The 21,567-nt window shown below is 67.9% G+C and carries 19 protein-coding genes; 8 read left to right on the top strand and 11 right to left on the bottom strand.

The genetic code is table 11. From position 1 onward, the window contains the following. The first annotated feature begins 12 nt into the window (after window positions 1–12). Complete coding sequence (locus tag AS031_RS10520; RefSeq protein ID WP_058268115.1) at window positions 13–786, top strand: SDR family NAD(P)-dependent oxidoreductase; 774 nt, start codon at window positions 13–15, stop codon at window positions 784–786. On the opposite strand, the gene AS031_RS10515 is transcribed toward AS031_RS10520, so the two are convergent. Both AS031_RS10515 and AS031_RS10510 read right to left on the bottom strand, forming a co-directional pair. Continuing rightward, window positions 754–1,863 (bottom strand): FUSC family protein, encoded by a 1,110-nt coding sequence (locus AS031_RS10515; RefSeq protein WP_058268114.1) that lies wholly within the window; start codon window positions 1,861–1,863, stop codon window positions 754–756. The genes AS031_RS10520 and AS031_RS10515 overlap by 33 nt on opposite strands. 127 nt (window positions 1,864–1,990) lie before the next feature. Continuing rightward, window positions 1,991–3,568 (bottom strand): MFS transporter, encoded by a 1,578-nt coding sequence (locus tag AS031_RS10510; protein ID WP_058268113.1) that lies wholly within the window; start codon window positions 3,566–3,568, stop codon window positions 1,991–1,993. 523 nt (window positions 3,569–4,091) lie between these two features. On the opposite strand from AS031_RS10510, the gene AS031_RS10505 reads away from it, so the two are divergent. After that, window positions 4,092–4,349 (top strand): hypothetical protein, encoded by a 258-nt coding sequence (locus tag AS031_RS10505; RefSeq protein ID WP_058268112.1) that lies wholly within the window; start codon window positions 4,092–4,094, stop codon window positions 4,347–4,349. 138 nt (window positions 4,350–4,487) lie between these two features. Here AS031_RS10505 and AS031_RS10500 read toward each other — a convergent pair whose 3' ends face one another. After that, window positions 4,488–6,965, bottom strand: coding sequence for an ATP-dependent DNA ligase (locus tag AS031_RS10500; protein WP_058268111.1), 2,478 nt, complete (start codon window positions 6,963–6,965; stop codon window positions 4,488–4,490). A gap of 40 nt (window positions 6,966–7,005) precedes the next feature. Between AS031_RS10500 and ku the strand changes: the two genes are divergently transcribed. From ku to AS031_RS10485, 3 genes are all read left to right on the top strand, one after another. Continuing rightward, window positions 7,006–8,172 (top strand): non-homologous end joining protein Ku, encoded by a 1,167-nt coding sequence (gene ku, locus AS031_RS10495; protein ID WP_058268110.1) that lies wholly within the window; start codon window positions 7,006–7,008, stop codon window positions 8,170–8,172. A gap of 145 nt (window positions 8,173–8,317) precedes the next feature. Then, the gene (locus AS031_RS10490) at window positions 8,318–9,160 is read left to right on the top strand and encodes a class I SAM-dependent methyltransferase (RefSeq protein ID WP_058268109.1); all 843 of its coding nucleotides are present in this window, start codon (window positions 8,318–8,320) and stop codon (window positions 9,158–9,160) included. Window position 9,161: 1 nt separating this feature from the next. After that, complete coding sequence (locus AS031_RS10485; protein WP_058268108.1) at window positions 9,162–9,593, top strand: SRPBCC family protein; 432 nt, start codon at window positions 9,162–9,164, stop codon at window positions 9,591–9,593. A gap of 95 nt (window positions 9,594–9,688) precedes the next feature. Here AS031_RS10485 and AS031_RS10480 read toward each other — a convergent pair whose 3' ends face one another. The 5 genes from AS031_RS10480 to AS031_RS10460 all read right to left on the bottom strand — a co-directional run bounded on the left by AS031_RS10480 (window position 9,689) and on the right by AS031_RS10460 (window position 14,362). After that, entirely contained in the window at window positions 9,689–9,967 is a 279-nt protein-coding gene (locus AS031_RS10480; protein ID WP_058268107.1) for an HPr family phosphocarrier protein, read from the bottom strand. A gap of 64 nt (window positions 9,968–10,031) precedes the next feature. Beyond that, entirely contained in the window at window positions 10,032–12,077 is a 2,046-nt protein-coding gene (locus AS031_RS10475; protein WP_058268106.1) for a PTS fructose transporter subunit IIABC, read from the bottom strand. 2 nt (window positions 12,078–12,079) lie between these two features. Next, the gene (locus AS031_RS10470) at window positions 12,080–13,060 is read right to left on the bottom strand and encodes a 1-phosphofructokinase family hexose kinase (RefSeq protein ID WP_058268105.1); all 981 of its coding nucleotides are present in this window, start codon (window positions 13,058–13,060) and stop codon (window positions 12,080–12,082) included. Next, a complete protein-coding gene (locus AS031_RS10465) occupies window positions 13,057–13,860 on the bottom strand; it encodes a DeoR/GlpR family DNA-binding transcription regulator (RefSeq protein WP_058268104.1) in 804 nt (267 codons plus the stop codon). The genes AS031_RS10470 and AS031_RS10465 overlap by 4 nt, the downstream gene beginning before the upstream one ends. Before the next feature lie 244 nt (window positions 13,861–14,104). After that, window positions 14,105–14,362: a DUF6458 family protein gene (locus tag AS031_RS10460; RefSeq protein ID WP_058268103.1), complete on the bottom strand. Its 258-nt coding sequence runs from the start codon at window positions 14,360–14,362 to the stop codon at window positions 14,105–14,107. A 253-nt stretch (window positions 14,363–14,615) separates the two neighbouring features. Between AS031_RS10460 and AS031_RS10455 the strand changes: the two genes are divergently transcribed. From AS031_RS10455 to AS031_RS10445, 3 genes are all read left to right on the top strand, one after another. Continuing rightward, window positions 14,616–15,251 carry an alpha/beta hydrolase gene (locus AS031_RS10455; RefSeq protein ID WP_058268102.1) on the top strand — a complete coding sequence of 212 codons (636 nt, stop codon included), beginning with the start codon at window positions 14,616–14,618 and terminating at the stop codon, window positions 15,249–15,251. A gap of 289 nt (window positions 15,252–15,540) precedes the next feature. Beyond that, window positions 15,541–16,305: an HAD family hydrolase gene (locus AS031_RS10450; RefSeq protein ID WP_058268101.1), complete on the top strand. Its 765-nt coding sequence runs from the start codon at window positions 15,541–15,543 to the stop codon at window positions 16,303–16,305. A gap of 126 nt (window positions 16,306–16,431) precedes the next feature. Then, window positions 16,432–18,777, top strand: a complete 2,346-nt coding sequence (locus tag AS031_RS10445) for a glycoside hydrolase family 65 protein (RefSeq protein WP_058268100.1) — start codon at window positions 16,432–16,434, stop codon at window positions 18,775–18,777. 49 nt (window positions 18,778–18,826) lie between these two features. On the opposite strand, the gene AS031_RS10440 is transcribed toward AS031_RS10445, so the two are convergent. The 3 genes from AS031_RS10440 to AS031_RS10430 all read right to left on the bottom strand — a co-directional run. Next, entirely contained in the window at window positions 18,827–20,101 is a 1,275-nt protein-coding gene (locus tag AS031_RS10440) for an MFS transporter (RefSeq protein WP_058268099.1), read from the bottom strand. Window positions 20,102–20,206: 105 nt separating this feature from the next. Next, window positions 20,207–21,220 carry a lipoyl synthase gene (lipA, locus tag AS031_RS10435; RefSeq protein WP_058268462.1) on the bottom strand — a complete coding sequence of 338 codons (1,014 nt, stop codon included), beginning with the start codon at window positions 21,218–21,220 and terminating at the stop codon, window positions 20,207–20,209. 23 nt (window positions 21,221–21,243) lie between these two features. Beyond that, on the bottom strand, window positions 21,244–21,567 hold a 324-nt coding region (locus tag AS031_RS10430), incomplete at its 5' end, for an L-serine ammonia-lyase, iron-sulfur-dependent, subunit alpha (protein ID WP_176716538.1).

Here is a 21,567-nt window from a genome sequence, read left to right as displayed (position 1 = left end):
TAGTCTTGCAGCATGACGCCTACCACTTCACGGACAACAGCCTTGGTTACCGGGGCCAGCGCCGGCCTCGGTGCCGAATTCGCCCGGCAGCTTGCCGCCGAGGGCTGCGACCTGGTGCTCGTTGCCCGCAACCGGGAACGGCTCGAAGAAACCGCGGCGGACCTGGAACGGCGCTACGGTGCCGCGGCTGAGGTGCTGCCCGCAGACCTGACGGACGACGCCGGCCTGGCCGCCGTCGTCGAACGCCTCGCCGACCCCGGGCGTCCGGTGGGGATCCTGGTCAACAACGCCGGGATCGGGCTGCTGCACAACTTCGAGGACAACTCCGCCGAGGAAGAGCGGCGGCACCTGAAGCTGCACTGTGAAGCGGCCCTGGTCCTCACCCACGCTGCGCTGGCCGGCATGCTGGAGCGGGGCAACGGCAGGATCATCAACGTGGCCAGCATTGCCGCGTTCCTGCCGCGCGGCACCTACTCCGCCGCCAAGGCCTGGCTGCTGAGCTTCAGCCGCTGGGCCAACCTCGCCTACCGGAGCCGCGGCATCCAGGTGACGGCGGTGTGCCCGGGCTTCACGCACACGGAGTTCCACGACCGGATGGGCATGGATAAATCGGTGGCGCCGTCCTGGGCCTGGCTGGCGGCCGGGCACGTGGTGCGGGAGGGCCTGGCGGACAACGCGAAGGGCAAGGCCGTGTCCATACCGTCCAGGCGCTACAAGGTGGTGGCTGCCCTGGCCCGGGTGGCTCCGGCGAAGCTAATGGCGGGACCGCCGCGCCGGCCGAAGTAGGGGCGCCAGCCCCAGCAGCGCGGCAGGACTGCGCGACCCGGACTTCCTGACGGCCACCACCACGGCGATCCCGGTCAAGGCCCCCACCAGGGTCTCGACGGCGCGCTCCAGGATCAGGACGCCGGGGTCCGCGGGTGCGGCGAGCTGGGTCATCAGCAGGATGACCGGCGTGAAGGAGACCATGGCCAGCCCGTAGTGCCGCGTCATGAACAGCTCCGTGGTGAACTGGAAAAGGATCACCAGCAGGGCCAGCAGGACCGTCTGCTGCCCGGGAAAGGCACCCGTGAGCGTCCATGGGCCGGGCAGGAGGACGACGGCGGTGACCACCAGCCCCAGGAACGTCCCCACGATCCGGTGGATGCCGCGGCGGACGCTGCTGGGAAGGTCCGCCCCGGCAAGCGGCACCGCGGCAGCCGCCATGGCCCAATGCGGATGCCCGCTGCCGCTGAGCACCCCGGCGGCTCCTGCGGCGCCGACCGCCAGCACGTAGCGTGCGGCGTGGATCAGTACATCGCGCCGGCCGGCCGCCTGCAGCGCAGGAATGCTGCGCATGGCGCCGCGGTGCCAGGAGCGGCGCCGGAGCCAGCCGCTGAAGCCCACCGCCATGGAGAACGCGGCTGAGCCTGCGGCGATCAGCAGGGCCACGTGCCAGGGAACAGCCATGGGTACCGACGCGCACGCTCCGAGGGCCAGGATGCCAAAGAAGGGTCCGTTGGGCCTCAACCCCACCCGGTCCGAGTACACCGAGCCCGCGCCGGCCAGCACGGCTTCCACGGCCACGAGCCACCAGGAGTGCAGGTGGTTGACGGACAGCAGGACGCCCACCGCCACCCCGCCGAGCAGCACCAGGGCCGCCTGGGACTGGTGCAGGAGCCGCAGCTGGTGCGGCTCGGAGCGGCCGTACATGCCGGTGAGGGCGCCGAACACCGCGTAGATGGTGAGGTCTGCCCGGCCGGCGGCGAGCAGCAGCAGTGACGGGACGGCAACGCTGAGGGCCACCCGCAGAGCGGCCAGGTGGTCGGCGTTGGCGGGCTCCATCCGGTGGAGGGCACGGACCTGCCGCAGGACGCGTTCCATGCCGTACCACCTTTCTGCGTGCGGTCCCGGGTGCTGCCCGGGGCGACGACTCAACCTTAAACGCAAGGACCGCCGCACCCTGCATGGGTGCGGCGGTCCTGTGTAACGGAGCGGAACAGAGGGCCGGTCAGGCGTCGACCGGAGTCTTGCCTCCGTGGTGCGGGTGGGTGTCGAACGGCAGTTCGTCCACGTTGATCAGCGGGTTCTCGTCCTGGGTCTTGACGAGTTCGCGTGCTTCTTCCTCGGTGTCCACGCTGGGCATGGAGCCGGGCAACGGCCGGTTGGCCGATTCCTTGAGGAAGTAGATAGCCACGGCGCCTACCAAGGAGGTGGCCATCAGGTAGTAGGCCGGCATCATGTCGTTGCCGGTGGACTTGATCAGCGCCTCAACGATGAAGGGAGTGGTTCCGCCGAAGATTGCCACCGCAAAGTTGTAGGCGATGCCCATGGCGCCGTAGCGGCTGGACGTGGGGAACTGGGCCGGCAGGGCAGAGGCCAGATTGGCCACGTAGAACGTGACGGGGAAGGCCACCAGGGCCAGGCCGGCAAGCGTGGACCACACTGCTCCGATCCCGATCAGCAGGAAGGCCGGGATGGCCAGGACAACCGTGCTCACCGCGCCGATCCACAGGACGGGGCGGCGGCCGATGCGGTCCGAGAGCCTACCCGTCAGCGGAATGCAGAGGCTCATGATCACCAGGACCGGGATGGTCAGCAGCGTGCCGTGGACCTCGTCGTAGCCCTTGGAGGCGGTCAGGTAGGTGGGCATGTAGGACGTCAATGCGTAGCCGGCGGTGTTGGCGGCTGCCACCACGATCATGGCCACCAGGATGGGGCGCCAGTAAGCCTTGACGATGCCGACGGGTCCCTTGGCGGCGGCGGTGTCGCCGGCCGTGGCGTTCTTGGCGTTCTCCTCCTGGGCGTCCAGGGTTGCCTGGAACTGCGGGGATTCCTCGATCTTGCTCCGGAAGTACACAGCAATCAGGCCCAGCGGACCGGCCACGAGGAACGGGATGCGCCAGCCCCAGTCCTCCATGGTGTCCTGTCCCAGGGTCAGCTGCAGGACGGAGACCAGGGCTGCGCCGATGGCAAAGCCCATGTAGCTGCCCAGGTCCAGGAAGCTGGCGAAGAAGCCGCGGCGCTTGTCGGCGGCGTATTCGCTGACGAACGTGGTGGCACCGGCGTATTCGCCGCCGGTGGAAAAGCCCTGGATCAGTTTGAGGAGCACCAGCAGCCCGGCGGCCCACAGGCCGATCTGGGCGTAGCCCGGCAGCAGGCCGACGGCGAAGGTACTGGCAGCCATGATCATCAGGGTGGCGGCGAGGATCTTCTGGCGGCCCACCTTGTCACCGAGCCAGCCGAAGACCACGCCGCCCAGCGGGCGGGCGATGAAGGTTGCGGCGAACGTTCCCAGCAGGAACAGGGTCTGCGTGGTGGGGTCCGATTCCGGGAGGAAGACCGGGCCCATGGTGGTGATCAGGTAGCCGAACACGCCGACGTCGTACCACTCCATGGTGTTTCCCACGATGGTTCCGCCGAGGGCCTTCTTGAGCATCGGCTGGTCGACGACATTGACGTCGGATTCCTTGAGCCGGCGGCGCGGAAGCAGCTTGGGCTTCTTGGCGGCCTTCACGGCTGCAGGGGTGGTTCCGCCGGCGTTCCTGGCGCCTGCTGAGGGGTCGTTCTTGCTTTGGTCTATGGGCATTTGGGCAACTCCTGTGGAGGTCATTTGCTTGCGACTACTTGCTGCCCCGCTCCGGGCAGGCCTTCAATTTTACGCGGATTTTGTAGCGCACGCCTCGTCGATGCCGTATTGTCAACCCATTTGAGCCCCGTTCGGGCCAACTTCTCCGGGTTGTTTTCCGGTGTTTTCCAGCGCCAGCACTGGGATGCGCGCTGGTTGTGACCATCGTTACCGAATCTTTTTCCACATCGGGTTGTTCAGGCGCCGTTCACGCCGCCATTGTACGCCTGCTGTGATCTGCGCCACGGCAATTCGGGGGTTCACAGGCGCCGGGCCGGTGCCTAAGGTGGAGCAATGGGAATCTTGCTGTTTGAGTAGTCGGCCGCGCGCAGCGGGGAAGGTTCACCGCCGACCGTCACCGAGCCATCACGCCTCGCCGCTGCAGTGTGCTGCAGCGCCTCACGTGCCGGTACCCCCGGCAAACCGCAGGCCCTAGCGGCCTCGCATTCTCCAAGACTTCGTTTCATCGTGGAAAGGAAGAACAATGGCTGACGAACACCGCACATCCAACATCAAACCCGAGCTGGCCGACCACCTCGCGGCGGCCATGGCCACCCCGGACCTCCCGGCCCCGGCGGCCGGCGGCGGGTCCGGACTGCCGCAGCAGAACTCCTGGCCGGACGGCAACGGCAAGCGGCGGCACCCGAAGGACCGGGGGAGCGGCCACGGCCGGATGGGCCACGAGGCCTCCGTTACCGCCGTCCACCGGACCAGCAGGCCGCAGATGCCGCACTCGTCCTAGGAAGGGCGAACCGCATCTTCATTACCGACACGGAAATTCCCTGGCGCACCCCCTATGAGAGGTGCGACAGGGAATTTCCGCGTCCCGGACGAGTTTGCGCGTCGCAGGAGCCGCCGCGCCGGTCCGCGACAGGGACCATCAGGCCTCCCGGACCACCTCGGACGGGTCCTTGTCCAGACGCCAACCCCGCCAGCGCGGATGCCGGAGCCTCCCCGGGCCGGTCCATTCGCCGTAGGTCACTTCACCCACGAGCCGCGGTGCCACCCAGTGGGCGTCCGCGGCGTCAGGCCGGGGGACCTCATGGAACGGGGACGTTTTCCGGGCCAACTGTTCCACCGTCTGCCGCAGCTCCGCCAGTTCACGGCCGCTGAAGCCGCTGCCCACGCGCCCGACGTACTGCAGCTTGCCGCCCTCCGGAATTCCGACCAGCAGCGACCCCACGGTCTCCTGGCGGCCGCCCTTCCCGGGCCTCCAGCCGCCCACCACCACTTCCTGGGTCCGCTCGGTTTTGAGCTTGATCCAGGTGCGGGTGCGTTGGCCGCTGACGTACCTGCTGTCCGTCCGCTTGGCCATCACCCCTTCCAGGCCCAGTTCCTGTGCGCTGTCCATGATGTTGCGGATCGGATCGTCAAGCACCATGGACAGGTCCACCGGGCAGTCGGAGGGCCGGTAGAACTGTTCGAGCCGGCGGCGCCGTGTGGCCAGCGGCAGGCGGCGGAGGTCCTTGTCCCCGTCCTGCAGGAGGTCGAAGAGCACCAGCCGCACGGGAATGGCGGTGCGGGCCCGGGCAACGTCGGCCGCCTTGGTCAGCTTCATCCGCCCCTGGAGGAGGCCGAAGTCCGGCCTGCCGGCAGGGCCGAGGGCGATGATCTCGCCGTCGGCCACGAAGGACTGCTCCGGCCAGCAGGAACGGTCCGTGAGTTCAGGGTAGGTCTTGGTGACGTCGTTGCCGTTGCGGCTGAAAATGCGGATGGATTGCCGGTCCGCCACCAGGATGGCCCTGACCCCGTCCCACTTGAGTTCAACCTGCCAGTCGCTGCCGGCGAGGTCCGCCTCGGTGCCGGACGTGGCCATCATCGGCCTGCGGTCCTCCGGCGGCAGAGGGCCGGTTCCCGCTGATTCTGCGGAATCCTTCGCCGGCCCCGCTCCCTCCGCCGGCGTGACGGACCACGGTGCGTCCCGCCGTCGTGCGCCCTGGTGTTCGCCGTCCATGAGGTGGATGAGCCATTGCTTCTCCGCGTCCTTGTCCCGGCCCCGCCCGGTGTGGATCAGGGCGACCTTGGTGGGGCCGCCCAGGCCCCCGTTCCCGGAGCCGGTGAGGGTCACGATGACTTCCTTGCCGTTGATCCACTTATGCAGTTCGTAGGTGCCGGTGTCCCAGATAAACATCTCGCCCGCACCGTACTCGCCCTTGGGGATGGTGCCGTGGAAGGTGAGGTAGTCCATGGGGTGGTCCTCGGTCTGCACCGCAAGGTGGTTCTTGCCGCCGGACTCGGGAATCCCCTTGGGCAGGGCCCACGAGGCGAGCACTCCTTCATGCTCCAGCCGGAGGTCCCAGTGCAGGCGGCTGGCATGGTGCTCCTGGATGACGAAGGCGTTGCCGCTGCCCGCCTGGCCGCTGAAAGGTTCCGGCGTTGCCCCGGGGTCGCGCATGGAACGGTACTTTTCCAGGCGGGGATTGCCGTCGTCCCGGGCGCCGTCGTGCCCGGCCCCGGCGTCTGCCGCGCCGGCGGAGCGGACGACGGCGGCGAACGGGTCCTTGCCGTCCCGCACCCGCTGCAGCACCTCCTGGTAGTCGAGGTGCTTGAGGCGCGGCGAGCTGATCTCCCGCCACGTCCGCGGTGCGGCCACCATCGGGGTGGGGCGGCCGCGCAGTGAATACGGCACGATGGTGGTCTTGGCCGCATTGTTCTGGCTCCAGTCCACCAGCACCTTGCCCCGGCGGAGGGTCTTTTTCATGTCGCTGACCGCAAGGTCCGGATGGTCGGACTCCAGGGCGCGGGCCAGCTCGCGGGCAAAGGCGGACACCTGGTCCGAGGTCTGCGAGCCGTCCAGCGGGGCATAGAGGTGGATGCCCTTGCTGCCGCTGGTGACGGGCACCGGGTCCAGCCCCACGTCCTGCAGGATGTCGCGGGCCAGCAGCGCCACCTCCCGGCATTCCGGCAGCCCGGCGCCCTCACCCGGGTCCAGGTCCAGGACCAGCCGGTCCGGGTTCAGCTGGTTGCCGTGGGAGTCCACCCGCCACTGGGGAACGTGGATTTCGAGCGAGTTGATTTGCCCGAACCATGTGAGCACGGCGGCGTCGTTGACCAGGGGGTAGTGGATGGTGCGGTCCTTGTGGGTGATTGCTGCCCGGGGGAGCCATCCCGGCGCGGAATCCTCCAGGTTTTTCTGGAAGAAGACCTCACCCGGTTTGTCCGCCGTGCCCACCCCATTGACCCAGCGCTTCCGGGTGGCGGGCCGGTTGGCCGCTGCCGGGATGAGTACATGGGCCACTGCGGCGTAGTAGGCCAGGACATCGGCCTTGGTGGTGCCGGATTCCGGGTAGATGACCTTGTCCAGGTTGGTGAGCGTCAGCTCCCGCCCGGCCACCCGGACACGCTCCTTACCGGCCATGGGTCTTCACCTCCGGCCCTGCGTGCTGTTGACTGGAGTGATGAGAGCCATCTGGAAGGGTGCCATCGCGTTTGGGCTGGTCAACGTGCCAGTCAAGGTCTACAGCGCCACAGAGGATCATGACATCAGTCTGCACCAGGTTCACAACGCAGACGGCGGCAGGATCCGCTACCAGCGCCGTTGCGAAGTCTGCAGCCAGGTGATCGACTACTCGGACATCGAGAAGGCGTTCGAGGAGGATGGCCGCACGGTGATCCTTTCCAAGGACGAGCTGAAGTCCATCCCCGCGGAGAACAGCCACGAGATCGAAGTGGTGCAGTTCGTCCCCTCGGACCAGCTCGAACCGATGATGTTCGAGAAGAGCTACTACCTGGAGCCGGACTCAAAATCGCCCAAGGCGTATGTGCTGCTCCGGCGCGCCCTGGAGGACACGGACCGCGTGGCCATCGTCCAGTTCGCCCTGCGGGAGAAGACCCGGCTGGGCGCGCTGCGGATCAAGGACGACGTCCTGGTGCTGCAGTCCCTCCTGTGGCCTGATGAGGTGCGCGAAGCGAACTTCCCGTCCCTGGACGCCGACATCCGGATTTCCGCGCAGGAGCGGGACATGTCGGCCGCGCTGGTGGAATCCATGGCTGCGGACTTCGAACCGGAGTCCTTCACGGATGACTACCAGGTGCAGCTGCGTACCCTGATTGACGCCAAGCTGGAGCAGGGCGAGTCCCTGGATACCGAAGAAACGTTCGGCGTGGAGGCCGGCGAGGGCGGAAAGGGTGAGGTCATCGACCTGATGGAGGCCCTGAAGCGGAGCCTGGACCGGAAGCGCGGCGGTTCCGCGTCGTCGTCGTCCCCAGCTGGTTCCGGTGACTCTGAGGGCGCAGAGGAGGAGGAAGACGAGGCGGCCAAGCCCGCGCGGAAGTCCTCCGGAGCACGGTCGTCCGGAACCGGGACTGCTGCCTCGAAAACCACCTCAGGTACCCGGTCCACCGCTGCAAAATCCACCGCGTCAAAAACCACGGCAACCAGGTCAACCTCCGCAAAGTCCGGCAGCACCGGCGGTGCAAAATCCGGCACGGCGAAGGCCGCCTCCACCGCATCGAAGGCCACCAAGGCAACGGACAGCAAGCCGGCGGGCAGCAAATCGGCGGCCTCAAAGACCGCAGCGAAGCCGGCCGCGAAGACCACCACCCGGGCGCGGAAGCCCGCCTGAACCGGTCCGCGGGCTGCGGAGGGCCGGCGGCCTGCTGCGGCAGCCTTTACACCATGGTCCTGCGCGGCCAGAATGAGTCGCATCGCAGCCTCCGCTGTGCCCGCAGCGTGCTGACACTCCAACGGCTCGATGAGGAGCGCGGACCATGACTGAACAGACAGATGAGGTACAGGCGGACCGGGCGCTGAAACAGAAGCACCGGGCCATGTGGGCCTCGGGAGACTACCCGGCCCTGGCGGATGAAATGCTCCTGGACCTGGGCGCCATCCTGGTGGAGGCCTGCGGTGTCCGCTCCCGGCACAAGGTGCTGGACGTGGCCGCCGGCTCGGGCAACGCAGCCATCCCTGCGGCCATGATGGGTGCCAAGGTGGTGGCCGCGGACCTCACGCCCGAGCTCTTCGAGGCGGGCCGGCGTGAGGCCGCCAACCGGGGAGTGGGCCTGGAATGGAAAGAAGCCGATGTGGAGGCGCTGCCGTTCGCGGACGGCGAGTTCGACGTCGTCATGTCCTGCCTGGGCGCCATGTTCGCCCCGCACCACCAGCGGGCGGCGGATGAAATCGTGCGCGTCTGCAAGCCCGGCGGCAGCATCGGACTGCTGAGCTGGACGCCGGAGGGATTCATCGGCCAGATGTTCGCCACCATGAAACCGTTCGCGCCGCCCCCTCCGCCGGGCGCCCAGCCAGCGCCGCAGTGGGGAAGCGAGGACCACGTCCGCAGCCTGATGGGGGACAGGATCACGGACGTGACGGCGCGCAAGCAGACCCTGGCGGTGCGCAGCTTCCACCAGCCCATGGATTTTGTGCGCTACTTCAAATCCCATTACGGCCCCACCATCTCGGTGTACAAGTTCCTCGGGGCGGACGCTGACAGGGCGAAGGAACTGGACCAGGCTCTGGCCGGCCTCGCCGAGTCCTACGGCGACGCCCACGGCGACATCCCGTTCCAGATGGAGTGGGAGTACCTGCTGCTGACCGCTCGGAAGGCGTGACATGCCCGGGGGCTTCACGGCAACGTCCACGATCCTCATTGACGCCCCGCGGCAGCGCGTCTGGGACGTCATCACGGACCCTGCCGCCGCAAAGGAGTTCATGTTCGGAACGGACCTGGAAACGGACTGGGCGGTGGGAAGCCCCATCACCTGGTCCGGCGAATGGGACGGCAAGCCCTACCAGGACAAAGGGAAGGTCCTGGCGGTCGACCCCGGGCACAGGCTGGTCCACACCCACTTCAGCGCCCTCAGCGGCGACGAGGACATCCCGGAGAACCACCACACCCTGACCTGGACCCTGCAGGACCGCGACGGCGGAACGCACCTGACGCTCGAGCAGGACAACAACGCCGACGCCGCCGCGGCCGGGCACGCCAAGGGCATGTGGGACAAGCTGCTGGCGGACGTGAAGGGAATCGCCGAGCGCCCCTGAGCGGACGGCGTTAAAGCCAAGCGGCCGCCGTCGGACATTCCCACAAGGGAAGCCCGACGGCGGCCGCCGGCTGCGTGCGCCAGGCGCACCGGTTGCTACTCGGCGTCGTGGTCCGTTTCCAGGATCTGCACCAGGCGCTCCAGGGCGTCATCGGCGCCTGCGCCCTCGGCGCGGAGGACAACCTTGTCGCCGTGCGAAGCGCCCAGGCTCATGAGGGACAGGATGCTGGCGGCGTCCATGGCCTCATCGGCGGGCTCGCCTTCCTTGGCAATGGTGATGTCCAGGTCGAACTCCCCGGCTGCCTCGGCGAAAATCGCGGCAGGGCGGGCGTGCAGGCCCACGCGGCTGGCGACGGTTGCGGTGCGTTCTGGCATTGTTGCTCCTTTTGTCTTTCGGTCCCGGTTCATGGGGCCGTTGAGGTAGTGGATGGGGCCGCGGTCAGACCGTTGCTGGGACGGTCTCCACGGTAGCAGTGGTCTTCGGGGCTGCCCAGCGCTTCAGGGCCACCACGGCCAGGGCGCTGACCACGGTGCCCGCGATGATCGAAACGATGAACATCAGCACGTTGCCGATGGCGAAGAACACGAAGATGCCGCCGTGGGGTGCCTGGGAGGTGACATTGAACGCCATGGTGAGCGCACCGGTGAGTGCGCCGCCCAGCATGCTGGCGGGGATGACGCGCAGCGGGTCGGCCGCGGCGAACGGGATGGCTCCTTCGGAGATGAAGGATGCGCCCAGCAGCCAAGCCGCCTTGCCGTTTTCGCGCTCAGCCAGGCTGAAGAGCTTCTTGTCCAGGACGGTGGCCAGGGCCATGGCCAGCGGCGGAACCATGCCGGCCGCCATGACGGTGGCCATGATCTGCCACGGCGCCTGGTTGGTGGCGCTGCCGGCGCTGAGGCCGGCCACGGCGAAGGCGTAGGCCACCTTGTTGACCGGTCCGCCCAGGTCGAAGCACATCATCAGGCCCAGGATGATGCCCAGGACGATCGCGGAAGCGCCGGTCATGCCGGACAGCCAGCCGTTCAGGGCGGTGGTGAGCCCGGCGATCGGGCCGCCGAGGACCAGGAACATCAGGCCGGAAGCCACGATGGAAGCCAACAGCGGGATGATGACCACAGGCATCAGGCCGCGCAGCCAGCGGGCCACCTGCCAGGTGCCGATCAGGTGGGCGATGTAGCCGGCCAGCAGGCCGCCCACAATACCGCCCAGGAAGCCGGCGCCCATGAAGCCGGACACGGCGCCTGCCACGAAACCGGGGGCGATGCCGGGCCGGTCCGCGATGGCGTAGGCGATGTAGCCGGCCAGTGCGGGCACCAGGAAGCCCATGGACAGGGCGCCGATCTTGAAGAACACCGCACCCAGGTAGATGGCCAGGCCGCCCTCGGGAAGGTTGGCGAAGCTGTTTTCCAAGACCACCTTGTCCGCGACGCCGGTGATGTCGTAGCCGCCCAGCAGGAAGCCCAGGGCGATCAGCAGGCCGCCGCCGGCCACGAACGGGATCATGTAGGAGACACCGGTGAGCAGGGCCCTCTTGAGCTTCTGGCCGATGTGCTCGCCCTTCTCGGCGGCTGCCTGCTCGGCCTGTTCCTCCGCGCCGAAGTGCGGGACCCGGCGTGCGTGCGGGTCCTCTGCCGCCGCCAGCGCCTCCTGGACCATCTTGGCGGGTTCGTCGATGCCGCGCTTGACGGGCGCATTGATCACGGGCTTGCCGGCGAAGCGTTCCTTCCCGCGCACGTCCACGTCCACGGCGAAGATCACGGCATCCGCGGCGGCGATGACGGCCGGGTCCAGCGCCTTGGCGCCTGACGAGCCCTGGGTTTCCACCTGCAGGTCCACGCCGGCTTCCTTGGCTGCGGCCACCAGCGAATCGGCAGCCATGTAGGTGTGCGCGATGCCGGTGGGGCAGGCGGTCACGGCGACGAGCCGCTTGGGCCCGGACCCGGAGGCAGCTGCGGCGGCGGGTGCGGCCGCGGCGCCGGCAGCTGCTGCGGGGGCTGCGCCCGCGGGTGCCTCCGCGGCGTGGGCAGCGGGCTTGTCGGCGAGGGCGCCGTCCACCAGTTCCACGATCTCCGCTTCCGTCCCGGCGGCGCGGAGGGCAGCGGTGAAGTCCTTCTTGATAAGCGAGCGGGCCAGCTTGGAGAGCAGCTTCAGGTGGGCCTGGTCCGCACCGTCCGGTGCGGCGATGAAGAAGATCAGGTCGGCGGGGCCGTCCTTGGCGCCGAAGTCCACCTTCGGATCCAGGCGGGCCATGGCCAGGGTGGGCTCGGTGACTGCGGCGGAGCGGCAGTGCGGGATGGCGATGCCGCCGGGGATTCCCGTGGCAGTCTTCTGCTCGCGGGCGTAGGCGTCGGCGAAAAGGCCTTCCACCTCGGTTGCGCGTCCGGTGGCAGCAACCTTGCTTGCCAGGTGCCGGATCACCGCCTCGGGGTCGTTGCCCAGGTTCCGGTCGAGCTCGACCAGTTCCGTGGTGATGAGCTGAGTCACTGTCAATCCTTTCGAAGGGCCGTGATGGTTACGGCATCCGGGGTGGTTTGGTGCACTGCCGGAACCGTTGAACCGGGCAGGGAGGCGGCGGCGGCACCATGGGCCACCGCCTGACGCAGGCAGTCGGCCGGGGCGGCGCCCCTGCCGTGGGCGAGCAGGTAGCCGGCCAGGGCGGAGTCTCCCGCGCCCACCGTGCTCACTGCGGCGACCGGCGGATGCGTGGCCAGCCACGCGCCATCGGCCGTTACGAGGACAGCTCCCTTGGAACCGAGAGTCGCCAGCACAGCACCCACACCGGAACGCACGACGGCGGACGCGGCCTCGGCGGCAGCCGCCGGGTCCGCTTCCAGGTCGTCCGCTGCGGCCGTGGCGAACCCGGCTGCAGCAGCCAGTTCCGCCAGTTCCTCGGCGTTGGGCTTCAAAAGGTCCGGCATGCCTTCTGCGCCGCCGGTGAGGGCGGCGGCAAGCGGCTGGCCGGACGAGTCGACGGCGATGCGGGGCGCGTCGCCGTCGGCAGCTGCACGCAGGCGGCGGGCCGCCGTCGCGTAGAAATCCGCGGGGAACCCCGGCGGCAGCGAGCCGGCCAGGACAACCCAGCCGGCACCGCGGGAGCTCTCCAGCAGGAGCTTGATCAGCGCCTCCTGCTGGTTGTCATCGAGCACGGGACCGGGTTCGTTGACCTTGGTGGTAACTCCGCCGGGCTCGGTGAGGGCGACGTTGGTGCGCAGCGGCTCATCGATGGGCAGGGAAACGAACGGCACGGAGGTTGCGCGCAGGCCGGCCAGGACGGGGTCGCTGTCCGCCCCGGGAAGGACGGCCAGGGACTCCAGGCCGGAGGCCACCAGCGCCCGTGAGACGTTGACGCCCTTGCCGCCGGATTCCTGCGTCACCGAGACGGCGCGCTGCACCTCGCCGCGCAGCAGCGGGCCCGGCAGGGCGACCGTGCGGTCCAGGCTGGGGTTGGCGGTGAACGTGACGATCATGCGATCACCACGTCAACGTCGGCTTCTTCCAGGGCCGCGGCAAGTTCCGGGCCGGGTTCGCTGTCTGTAATCAAGGTGTCCAGGTCTTTCAGGGAGGCGAACTGGACCAGGGTTTCCGTGTCCAGCTTGGAGGAATCGGCCAGCACCACGATGCGGCGCGCCGAATGGACGAAGGCAGCCTTGACGGCCGCTTCTTCAGGATCGGGAGTGCTGAGGCCAAAGGTCGGGTGGATGCCGTTGGTTCCGACGAACGCGATGTCCGGGCGGATCCGGGCGGCGGCGTCCACGGTGGCCTGGCCGACGGCCACCTGGGTGATGCCGCGGACGCGCCCGCCCAGGATGTGCAGCGCGATGCCGGGGACGCTGGACAGCTTGCCGGCGATGGGCACCGCGTGGGTGATGGCCACCAGCTCGTTGCCGCCTGCGACGTCCGCCGTTTCGATCATGGTGCGCCGTGCCAGCATGTCGGCGAGGACTTCAGTGGTGGTTCCGCCGTCGATCAGGACGCTGCCGGGGGAGTTGCGCGGGATGAGCGCCAGTGCCGCTGCGGCGATCCGGCCCTTCTGGTCGGGACGCTGGATGGCGCGGTCGGTAACGGATTCTTCGGTGGTGCTGAAACGGTCCGCCGCTACGGCCCCTCCATGCACGCGCCGGACGGTCCCGGCATTCTCCAGGGCGGCGAGGTCCCGCCGGACGGTTTCGGTGGTGATGCTGAAGCGCTCAGCCAGCAGGGTCACGCTGACCCGGCCGCTGCCGGCGACAAGCTCGGCAATCTTCTGCTGGCGCTCCTCGGCGAACACGTACCCTCCGTTGCGTAGGTTGCTGCGGGTGATGCCTGCGGCGTGACTGGCATCACACCGATGTTGAGTTACTTGACTTTATCTTTGCTTGTGTTGGTTTGTCAACGGAAACCAACACGAAACAAAATTGTGGCCGGCAACCCCGGAAACGCCGGAGCCGGGCCGGACCAAGGTGGTCCGGCCCGGCTCTGCGGGTTCACTGCGGTTTCTTCCGCGATTGCACTGTCCGCGGTGCGCGGGGGACTCAGATACCGCCGTCGCGGCTTTCATTCCGCGTGATCCGTTCCCCGGTGTTGGGGTCCACCACCGAGCGGGTTTCGCTGACCCGCCGGGTGCGGCCCGGCGAGGCCAGGACCAGGGAAGCGATCAGCCCGATGACGCCCACGGCCATGAGGATGTAACCGACCAGTGCCTGGTCCACGAAGGGGATCAGGCCGGGGGCGATGGCCCAGGCCAGGATGGCCCCGAGGGCGATGAGGAAAATTGACGAGCCGATTCTCATGACTTGCTCCTTAGCTGGCCGCGGGGGCGGCTCCAATAGGGCGGTGCACGGTACTGCGGATAGTGTCGCTGCTGTGGCATTGCCACGGGTATCGCCGCTGTTCAGCGGCCGTTCCAGGGAATTGCCTGGTCAGCATGCTGACAGTTAGGCGTCACGCTACAGTGCGCGATGGGGCGATTCAATGACTGTTGCCGAGTCGTTGCCTGAAGCTGCCGAGGGGGGGGTCGGTGCGCCGCCTCGCTAGTCTGGTCCGATGGAAACAGTTGTGTGGTCCAGGCCTGCGGACCAGCGTGCCGGAACGCCGTTGCTGGTGATGATGCACGGCTATGGCACGGACGAGTCCCGCATGGTCAGGCTGTTTGAGTACCTGCCGCCGGAATTCACCTGCGCCGCGCTGCGGGCCCCCATGCCCATCGGTGAACACTACGGCTGGTTCCTCCTGGACTACTTCCTGGCGAACGACTTCGCTGACGTTGTCTCAGTGGCCGCGAAGGTACACGCCTGGGTGGACTCGGTCCGGGAACAGCACACCAGCGTCAGCCTGCTGGGCTATTCGCAGGGAATGGCCATGGCCAGCACCCTGCTGCGCCTCTACCCCCAGGACTACGCGGCCACGGTGGGCCTGTCCGGCTTCGTCCTGGACAACGACCTCCTGGCCTTGACCGACTCTTTTGACTCCAGGCCACCCTTCTTCTGGGGCAGGGACAAGGCGGACCTGGTGATCAACCCGGATGCCACCACCTTCACGGCCGGCTGGCTCGAGGAGCACACGCTGCTCACGGCGCGTACCTATCCGGGCATGGGACATGCCATGTCAAAGACCGAAATGGCGGATGTGGGCGCCTTCCTGCGCCACTACGTCCTGCGCGGGGCGCGGACGGGCACCTGAGCTGCGTCACGCCCGGCGGTTTTTCGTGTGGCCTGCAAAAAACAGTTGCTGGCTGATTCTGCAAGCGCTTACACTCAACCTCGGTGCCGACCGGCGCCCCGTCCGGGTTTTGCCCTGCGCGGGCCACGAGTTCATGATGGAAAACGAATGTAGATCAGCAAGGCCCCGGATTGCCCACGGTTCCCCGCCGGAGCGGCGCCTGCACCTTGCAGACCACCGGGCATCGAAGCCACCCCATCCTGCGCACCCTCCTCGCAGCACCCTGCTGCCTGAAAGGACCCAACTGCTGATGAACAACTCCGCCCACAACGCACCCGCACTCGGCACGACCACCCCGGCATCTGAGGCGTGGACCGGCGCGTCCGCCATCCTGTTCGACCTCGACGGCGTCCTGACCCCCACCGCCACGGTGCACGAACAGGCCTGGAAGGAACTGTTCGACGGCTTCCTGGCCGGGCATCCCGAGGTGGAGGGCTACCGCGAAAGCGACTACTTCGACCACATCGACGGCAAGCCCCGGTTCGACGGCGTCCGCGACTTCCTGTCGTCCCGCAGCATCCAGCTCCCGGAGGGCCCGCTCGACGACGATCCCGGCAACGTCACGGTGCAGGGACTGGGCAACCGCAAGAACAGGATTTTCAACGACATCGTCAGCGCTGGTGTGGAGCCGTTCGAAGGCTCGGTGCGTTTCCTGGAAGCCGTGCTGGCGCGCGGACTGAAGGTCGCCGTCGTCTCCTCCTCGCGGAACGCCCCCGCCGTCCTGGCCGCCGCCGACCTCAGCAGCCATTTCCCCGTGGTGGTGGACGGCGTGGTGGCCGCCCGCGAAGGCCTGCCCGGAAAGCCCAGCCCCGCCACGTACGCCTACGCCGCTGAACTCCTGGGCCTGCCCAGCGCCGAATGCGTCGTGGTGGAGGACGCGGTGTCCGGTGTCCAGGCCGGCCGCGCCGGAACGTTCCACTCGGTGATCGGCGTGGACCGCGGTGCCGGCCGGGAGGTCCTCCTCGACGCCGGCGCGACGTTCGTGGTCAACGACCTCGCCGAGCTCCTGCCCTGACAAATCCCCGCTAAGCCGGAGCGTGCCGCCACCCCCGGGCGGCACCCATCCGGGCAGGCAGTTCCCCCGAATCCCCTATGCCGGACCTGTGCCGGCTGCACAGCACATGCCAAAGGACCCAACACCATGGCTCTCATCTCTGCGGACCGCGACCGGTTCCCCAACACTCCCTGGCAGCTCGTGGAAACCCGCCACGAGCCGGGAAACGCAGGGACACTCGAAACCCTCTTTGCCCTCGGCAACGGCCATCTTGGCATCCGCGGTGCCCACTGGGCAGCGGCGGACGCCGAGCTGCCCGGCAGTTTCATTAACGGGCTGCACGAAATCTGGGACATCAAGCACGCCGAAAACGCGTTCGGATTTGCCCGGACCGGCCAACGCATCCTCTACATTCCCGATGCCAACAACTTCAGTGTGGTGGTGGACGGGGAGGCACTGAGCCTGGCCGAATCCGACGTCCGTGACTACCGGCGGACCGTCGACTTTTTTACCGGCGTGTACGAATGCCGGATCACGTGGCAGTGCCGGTCCGGCGCCGTTGTGACCACCACCGAGCGCCGCGCCGTGGGATTCGCGTCCCGCGGCAGCCTGGCCCTGTCCCTGGAGGTGGCCGCAGACCGGGACATCTCCCTGGACGTGACCTCCTCCGTCGTCAACCGCCAGGACCAGCCGGTGGAAGACCATTCCGTGCATGATCCGCGCCGAGCCGGCCGCCACGCCGGCCGCGTCCTGCTGCCGCTGCGCCTGGACGGCGGCGACGGGTCGCTCCGCCTCGCCTGGGAAGCTGCGGAGTCCCGGCAGCGGGTGGGCGTCGCCGTGGACCACTGGACCTCCGCCGGGGTGCAGCCCTTTGAAACCCTGGTGGACCAGGACGACAGCAGTGTCCGCTACGTCCTGGCCGTGAGCCCGGACCAACCGTTCCGCCTGGAGAAGAGCGCCAGCTACGCCGCCGGCCGGGCAGTGCTCGACGACGGCACCGACGCCGCAGCCGTTGCCGAGGCCGGGCTGCGCTCCGTGGCGGAGATCTTCGCCGAAAGCGAGGTGCATTTCCGCGCCTACTGGGCAACCTCGGACATCGTGGTGGACGGCGGCGACCCCGGCCTGCAACAGGCCATCCGGTGGAACCTGTTCCAGCTCGCCATGGCCACCGCCCGCGCCGACGTCGCCGGCATCCCCGCCAAGGGGGTCACCGGGTCCGGCTACGAGGGCCACTACTTCTGGGACCAGGAGGTGTACCTGCTGCCGTACCTGACGTACACCAACCCGGAAGGTGCCCGGCAGGTCCTGGAATTCCGCCACGCCATGCTGCCCGAAGCCAAGATCCGGGCCAAGGAACTCAGCGTTGACGGTGCACTGTTCCCCTGGCGGACCATCAACGGGCTGGAAGCCAGTGCGTACTACGCCGCCGGAACAGCCCAGTTCCATATCGCCGCGGCCATCGCTTTCGCCGCCAACCGCTACGTGTGGGCCACGGGCGACACCGCCTTCAGCGAGGGCATGGGCGCCGAGCTGCTGATGGAAACCGCCCGGATGTGGGTGTCCCTTGGCTTCTTCGGCAAGGACGGCCTGTTCCATATCCACGGCGTCACCGGCCCGGACGAGTACACCGCCGTGGTCAACGACAACCTGTACACCAACGTCATGGCCCGGTTTAACCTGCGCGCCGCCGCAGCGCTGGACCACCCCGGCGTCAGCCAGGAGGAACGCCAGCTGTGGCAGGCGGCGGCGGACCGGGTGCAGCTGCCGTTCGATGACCGGATGCAGGTGCACTCCCAGGACAACGACTTCATGACCCTGGAGCCGTGGGACTGGACCACGCCCCGGTCCAAGTACCCGCTGCTGCTGCACTTCCACCCGCTGGTCATCTACCGCCACCAGGTCCTGAAGCAGGCGGACACGGTGCTGGCGATGTTCCTGCAGTGGCAGGATTTCACCGCGGAGCAGAAACAGCGTGCCTTCGACTTCTACGATCCCATCACCACGGGGGACTCCACATTGTCCGCCTGCGTGCAGGGCATCATGGCTGCCGAGGTGGGCTACTCCCGGGAGGCGCTGCGCCACTTCACCAATGCCGCCTTCATCGACCTTGACGACACCCACGGCAACACGATCGACGGTGTACATATCGCGTCCACGGGCGGCGTATGGAGTTCGCTGGTGTGCGGCTTCGCAGGCCTGCGCGACCAGGGCGCCGTGCCCTACTTCGATCCCCGGCTGCCGCGGGAGTGGGACGGGCTGGCCTTCCACCTGAAGCTTCGCGGCCGGCTGCTGCTGGTGCAACTGGTGTCCGGCGCCATCACGCTCACCGTGCAGGACGGCGAACCGCTCGACGTGGACGTGCGCGGCCAGGTGCTGACCGTAGGTGCCGAGCCCGTCAAGGTGCCACTGGAAGCAGTGACGGAACCCGAGCCCACGGTCTTCCCGAGCGGGCTCCCGACGGCCAGCATCCCGGTGGTCCGCCCCAACGGCTGAACCCGCATTGAGTGGCCGGCCGTGACAGTGGCTGTTCCGGCCGGCCGGTTCAGGCGGCGGTGGGTTCCTGGGCCGGATCCAGGGGATGCGCCAGTTCGTCGTCGGGCATGCGTGCGGCCGCGGACGCGATGATTGCCATGACGGGGCACACCAGCCCGGCCACCAGGAAAATCAGCCAGATGGGAAGCACCTCGGCCACCGGCCCTGCCAGCGCCATGGAGACCGGCATCAACGCCAGCGACACGAAGAAATCCAGGCTGGAGATGCGGCCCAGCAGGTGGGAAGGCACCCTGCGCTGCAGCAGCGTGCCCCAGATGACCATTCCTACGCTTCCGGTGGCGCCCCAGACGAACAAGGCCGCCGCGATGGCCCAGAAATTGTGCATGAGTCCGACGGCGGCAAGCGGCAGGCTGCCCACGCCCCAGGACACCATCATGACAGTCAGGTACCGGCGGGGAAGGCGCAGCGATGCGGTCACCAGGGACCCGGCGGCGGCACCCACGCCCATGACGGCCAGCAGGAAACCGAACATGCTGGAGTCCCCGCCCAGCTGGTCGCGGACCAGGAACGGGAGCAGGACTTCGATGGGGCCGATCAGGAACAGCACTGAGATGCAGGCCCAGATCAGGGTCCAGAGCAGCCACGGAGTCTTGACCGTGTAGCTGACGCCTTCGCGAAGGTCCTGCAGGAAGGACGGCCTGGACCCGGACCGGCTCCCGGGGGCTGAAGCCAGCGCATGCCGGCCCAGGAAGTTCAGCACGGCGAACGCCAGCAGGTGGCAGGCGGCAACGCCGGCAACTGCGTACGACGGCGAGAGGGCGGCCACCAGGATGCCGGCCACCGCAGGACCGGCGGCCTGCTGCAGCACGGGGCGCATGGTCCCTTCCATGCCGTTGGCTGCCAGCAGGTCCTCGGCCGGAAGGATCCGCGGCAGGATGGCGGAGTAGGCCGGGAAGAAGAAGGCCGCACCCACACCCAGGACGAAGGCGCCGGCGGCCACGTGCCAGAGTTGCAACGCGCAGGCCATGGCCAGGCCGCTGATGGCAGCGATCACAGCAAGGTTGGCGCCTTCGACGGCGATGATCAAGCGCCGCTGGGGGATGCGGTCAGCCGCGATGCCGCCGGCCAGGACGAACGCCACCAGGCCTACGCTGCCGGCGGCTGCCACCAGGGAAAGTTCCAGGGGGCCGCCGCCGAGGTGAATCACCTGGTAGACCATGGCGACGGCCCACATGCCGGAACCGAAGATGGAGATGGCCAGCGCCGCGATCAGTACCCGGTATTCACGGTGGGCAAAGGGGCGCAAGGCTTTGGGGGCGGGCATAAGCCCCAGTTTAAGCCCGGCGGCTGACACCTGGCCCGCCGGGCACCTGCCTGATGCCGCCCCCGATCCGGCATCAGGCAGGCAAATCTTGTCATGCTGGCAGGACTAGCCCGCCAGGAGGGTGGCTGCTTCCTGGCGGGTGGTGCCGGAGTCCTGGATGCCGTCGGCGATGTGGGCGAGGTTGGCGGGGATGTCGCGGCCTTTTTTGCGCATGGCGGTGGCCCAGAGGCGGCCGGCGCGGTAGGAGGAGCGGACCAGGGGGCCGGACATGACGCCGAGGAAGCCGATGTCTTCGGCTTCGTGCTGCAGGTCGAGGAATTCCTGGGGTTTGACCCAGCGGTCCACGGGCAGGTGCCGTTCGGAGGGGCGCAGGTATTGGGTGATGGTGATCAGGTCGCAGCCTGCGGTGTGGAGGTCGGCCAGGGCTTCGCTGATTTCTTCGCGGGTTTCGCCCATGCCCAGGATCAGGTTGGATTTGGTGACCATCCCGTGGTTGCGGCCCTGGGTGATGACGTCGAGGGAGCGTTCGTAGCGGAACGCGGGGCGGATGCGCTTGAAGATCCGGGGGACGGTTTCGACGTTGTGGGCGAAGACTTCGGGTTTTGAGTCGCAGATCGCGTTGATGTGGTCGGGGTTGCCGGAGAAGTCGGGGATGAGGAGTTCGACGCCTGTGCCGGGGTTCAGTTCGTGGATCTTACGGACGGTTTCGGCGTAGAGCCAGACGCCTTCGTCTTCGAGGTCGTCGCGGGCGACGCCGGTGACGGTGGCGTAGCGCAGGTTCATGGATTGGACGGAGCGGGCCACTTTGGTGGGTTCGAACCGGTCCAGGGGTGAGGGTTTGCCGGTGTCGATCTGGCAGAAGTCGCAGCGGCGGGTGCATTCGGAGCCGCCGATGAGGAAGGTCGCTTCCTTGTCTTCCCAGCATTCGAAGATGTTGGGGCAGCCGGCTTCTTCGCAGACGGTGTGCAGGCCTTCTTTTTTGACCAGGTTCTTGAGCCCGACGAACTCGGGGCCCATCTGGACCTTGGCCTTGATCCATTCCGGCTTGCGTTCCACCGGGACCGCCGCGTTGCGCTGCTCGATCCGCAGCAGCTTCCGGCCTTCAGGTGCCAATGTCATGGTGTTGTTTCCTTTGTTGGGGTTCAGCATTCGACGACGTTGACGGCGAGGCCGCCCATGGCGGTTTCTTTGTATTTGTCGCTCATGTCTTTGCCGGTTTCGCGCATGGTGATGATGACTTCGTCGAGGGAGACGCGGTGGGTTCCGTCGCCCCAGAGCGCCATTTTGGCGGCGTTGATCGCTTTCGCGGCGGCGATCGCGTTCCGTTCGATGCACGGGACCTGGACCAGCCCGCCGATCGGGTCGCAGGTCAGGCCCAGGTTGTGTTCCATCGCGATTTCGGCGGCGTTTTCCACCTGGGCGGGGGTGCCGCCCATGACCTCGGCCAGGCCCGCGGCGGCCATCGA

The sequence above is a fragment of the Pseudarthrobacter enclensis genome (assembly GCF_001457025.1).
Classification (GTDB): domain Bacteria; phylum Actinomycetota; class Actinomycetes; order Actinomycetales; family Micrococcaceae; genus Arthrobacter; species Arthrobacter enclensis.
Note: the sequence above shows the minus strand (reverse complement) of the source record. Positions and strands in the feature narration are given on the sequence as shown.

What these genes read in the sequence shown, in the direction of transcription:
- AS031_RS10480 (WP_058268107.1), bottom strand. Translation starts at nt 9,967, where the DNA reads ATGCCAGAACGCACCGCAACCGTCGCCAGCCGCGTGGGCCTGCACGCC.
- AS031_RS10510 (WP_058268113.1), bottom strand. Translation starts at nt 3,568, where the DNA reads ATGCCCATAGACCAAAGCAAGAACGACCCCTCAGCAGGCGCCAGGAAC.
- AS031_RS10460 (WP_058268103.1), bottom strand. Translation starts at nt 14,362, where the DNA reads ATGAGAATCGGCTCGTCAATTTTCCTCATCGCCCTCGGGGCCATCCTG.
- AS031_RS10505 (WP_058268112.1), top strand. Translation starts at nt 4,092, where the DNA reads ATGGCTGACGAACACCGCACATCCAACATCAAACCCGAGCTGGCCGAC.
- AS031_RS10490 (WP_058268109.1), top strand. Translation starts at nt 8,318, where the DNA reads ATGACTGAACAGACAGATGAGGTACAGGCGGACCGGGCGCTGAAACAG.
- AS031_RS10520 (WP_058268115.1), top strand. Translation starts at nt 13, where the DNA reads ATGACGCCTACCACTTCACGGACAACAGCCTTGGTTACCGGGGCCAGC.
- AS031_RS10500 (WP_058268111.1), bottom strand. Translation starts at nt 6,965, where the DNA reads ATGGCCGGTAAGGAGCGTGTCCGGGTGGCCGGGCGGGAGCTGACGCTC.
- AS031_RS10515 (WP_058268114.1), bottom strand. Translation starts at nt 1,863, where the DNA reads ATGGAACGCGTCCTGCGGCAGGTCCGTGCCCTCCACCGGATGGAGCCC.
- ku (WP_058268110.1), top strand. Translation starts at nt 7,006, where the DNA reads ATGAGAGCCATCTGGAAGGGTGCCATCGCGTTTGGGCTGGTCAACGTG.
- lipA (WP_058268462.1), bottom strand. Translation starts at nt 21,220, where the DNA reads ATGACATTGGCACCTGAAGGCCGGAAGCTGCTGCGGATCGAGCAGCGC.
- AS031_RS10455 (WP_058268102.1), top strand. Translation starts at nt 14,616, where the DNA reads ATGGAAACAGTTGTGTGGTCCAGGCCTGCGGACCAGCGTGCCGGAACG.
- AS031_RS10445 (WP_058268100.1), top strand. Translation starts at nt 16,432, where the DNA reads ATGGCTCTCATCTCTGCGGACCGCGACCGGTTCCCCAACACTCCCTGG.
- AS031_RS10450 (WP_058268101.1), top strand. Translation starts at nt 15,541, where the DNA reads ATGAACAACTCCGCCCACAACGCACCCGCACTCGGCACGACCACCCCG.
- AS031_RS10470 (WP_058268105.1), bottom strand. Translation starts at nt 13,060, where the DNA reads ATGATCGTCACGTTCACCGCCAACCCCAGCCTGGACCGCACGGTCGCC.
- AS031_RS10485 (WP_058268108.1), top strand. Translation starts at nt 9,162, where the DNA reads ATGCCCGGGGGCTTCACGGCAACGTCCACGATCCTCATTGACGCCCCG.
- AS031_RS10440 (WP_058268099.1), bottom strand. Translation starts at nt 20,101, where the DNA reads ATGCCCGCCCCCAAAGCCTTGCGCCCCTTTGCCCACCGTGAATACCGG.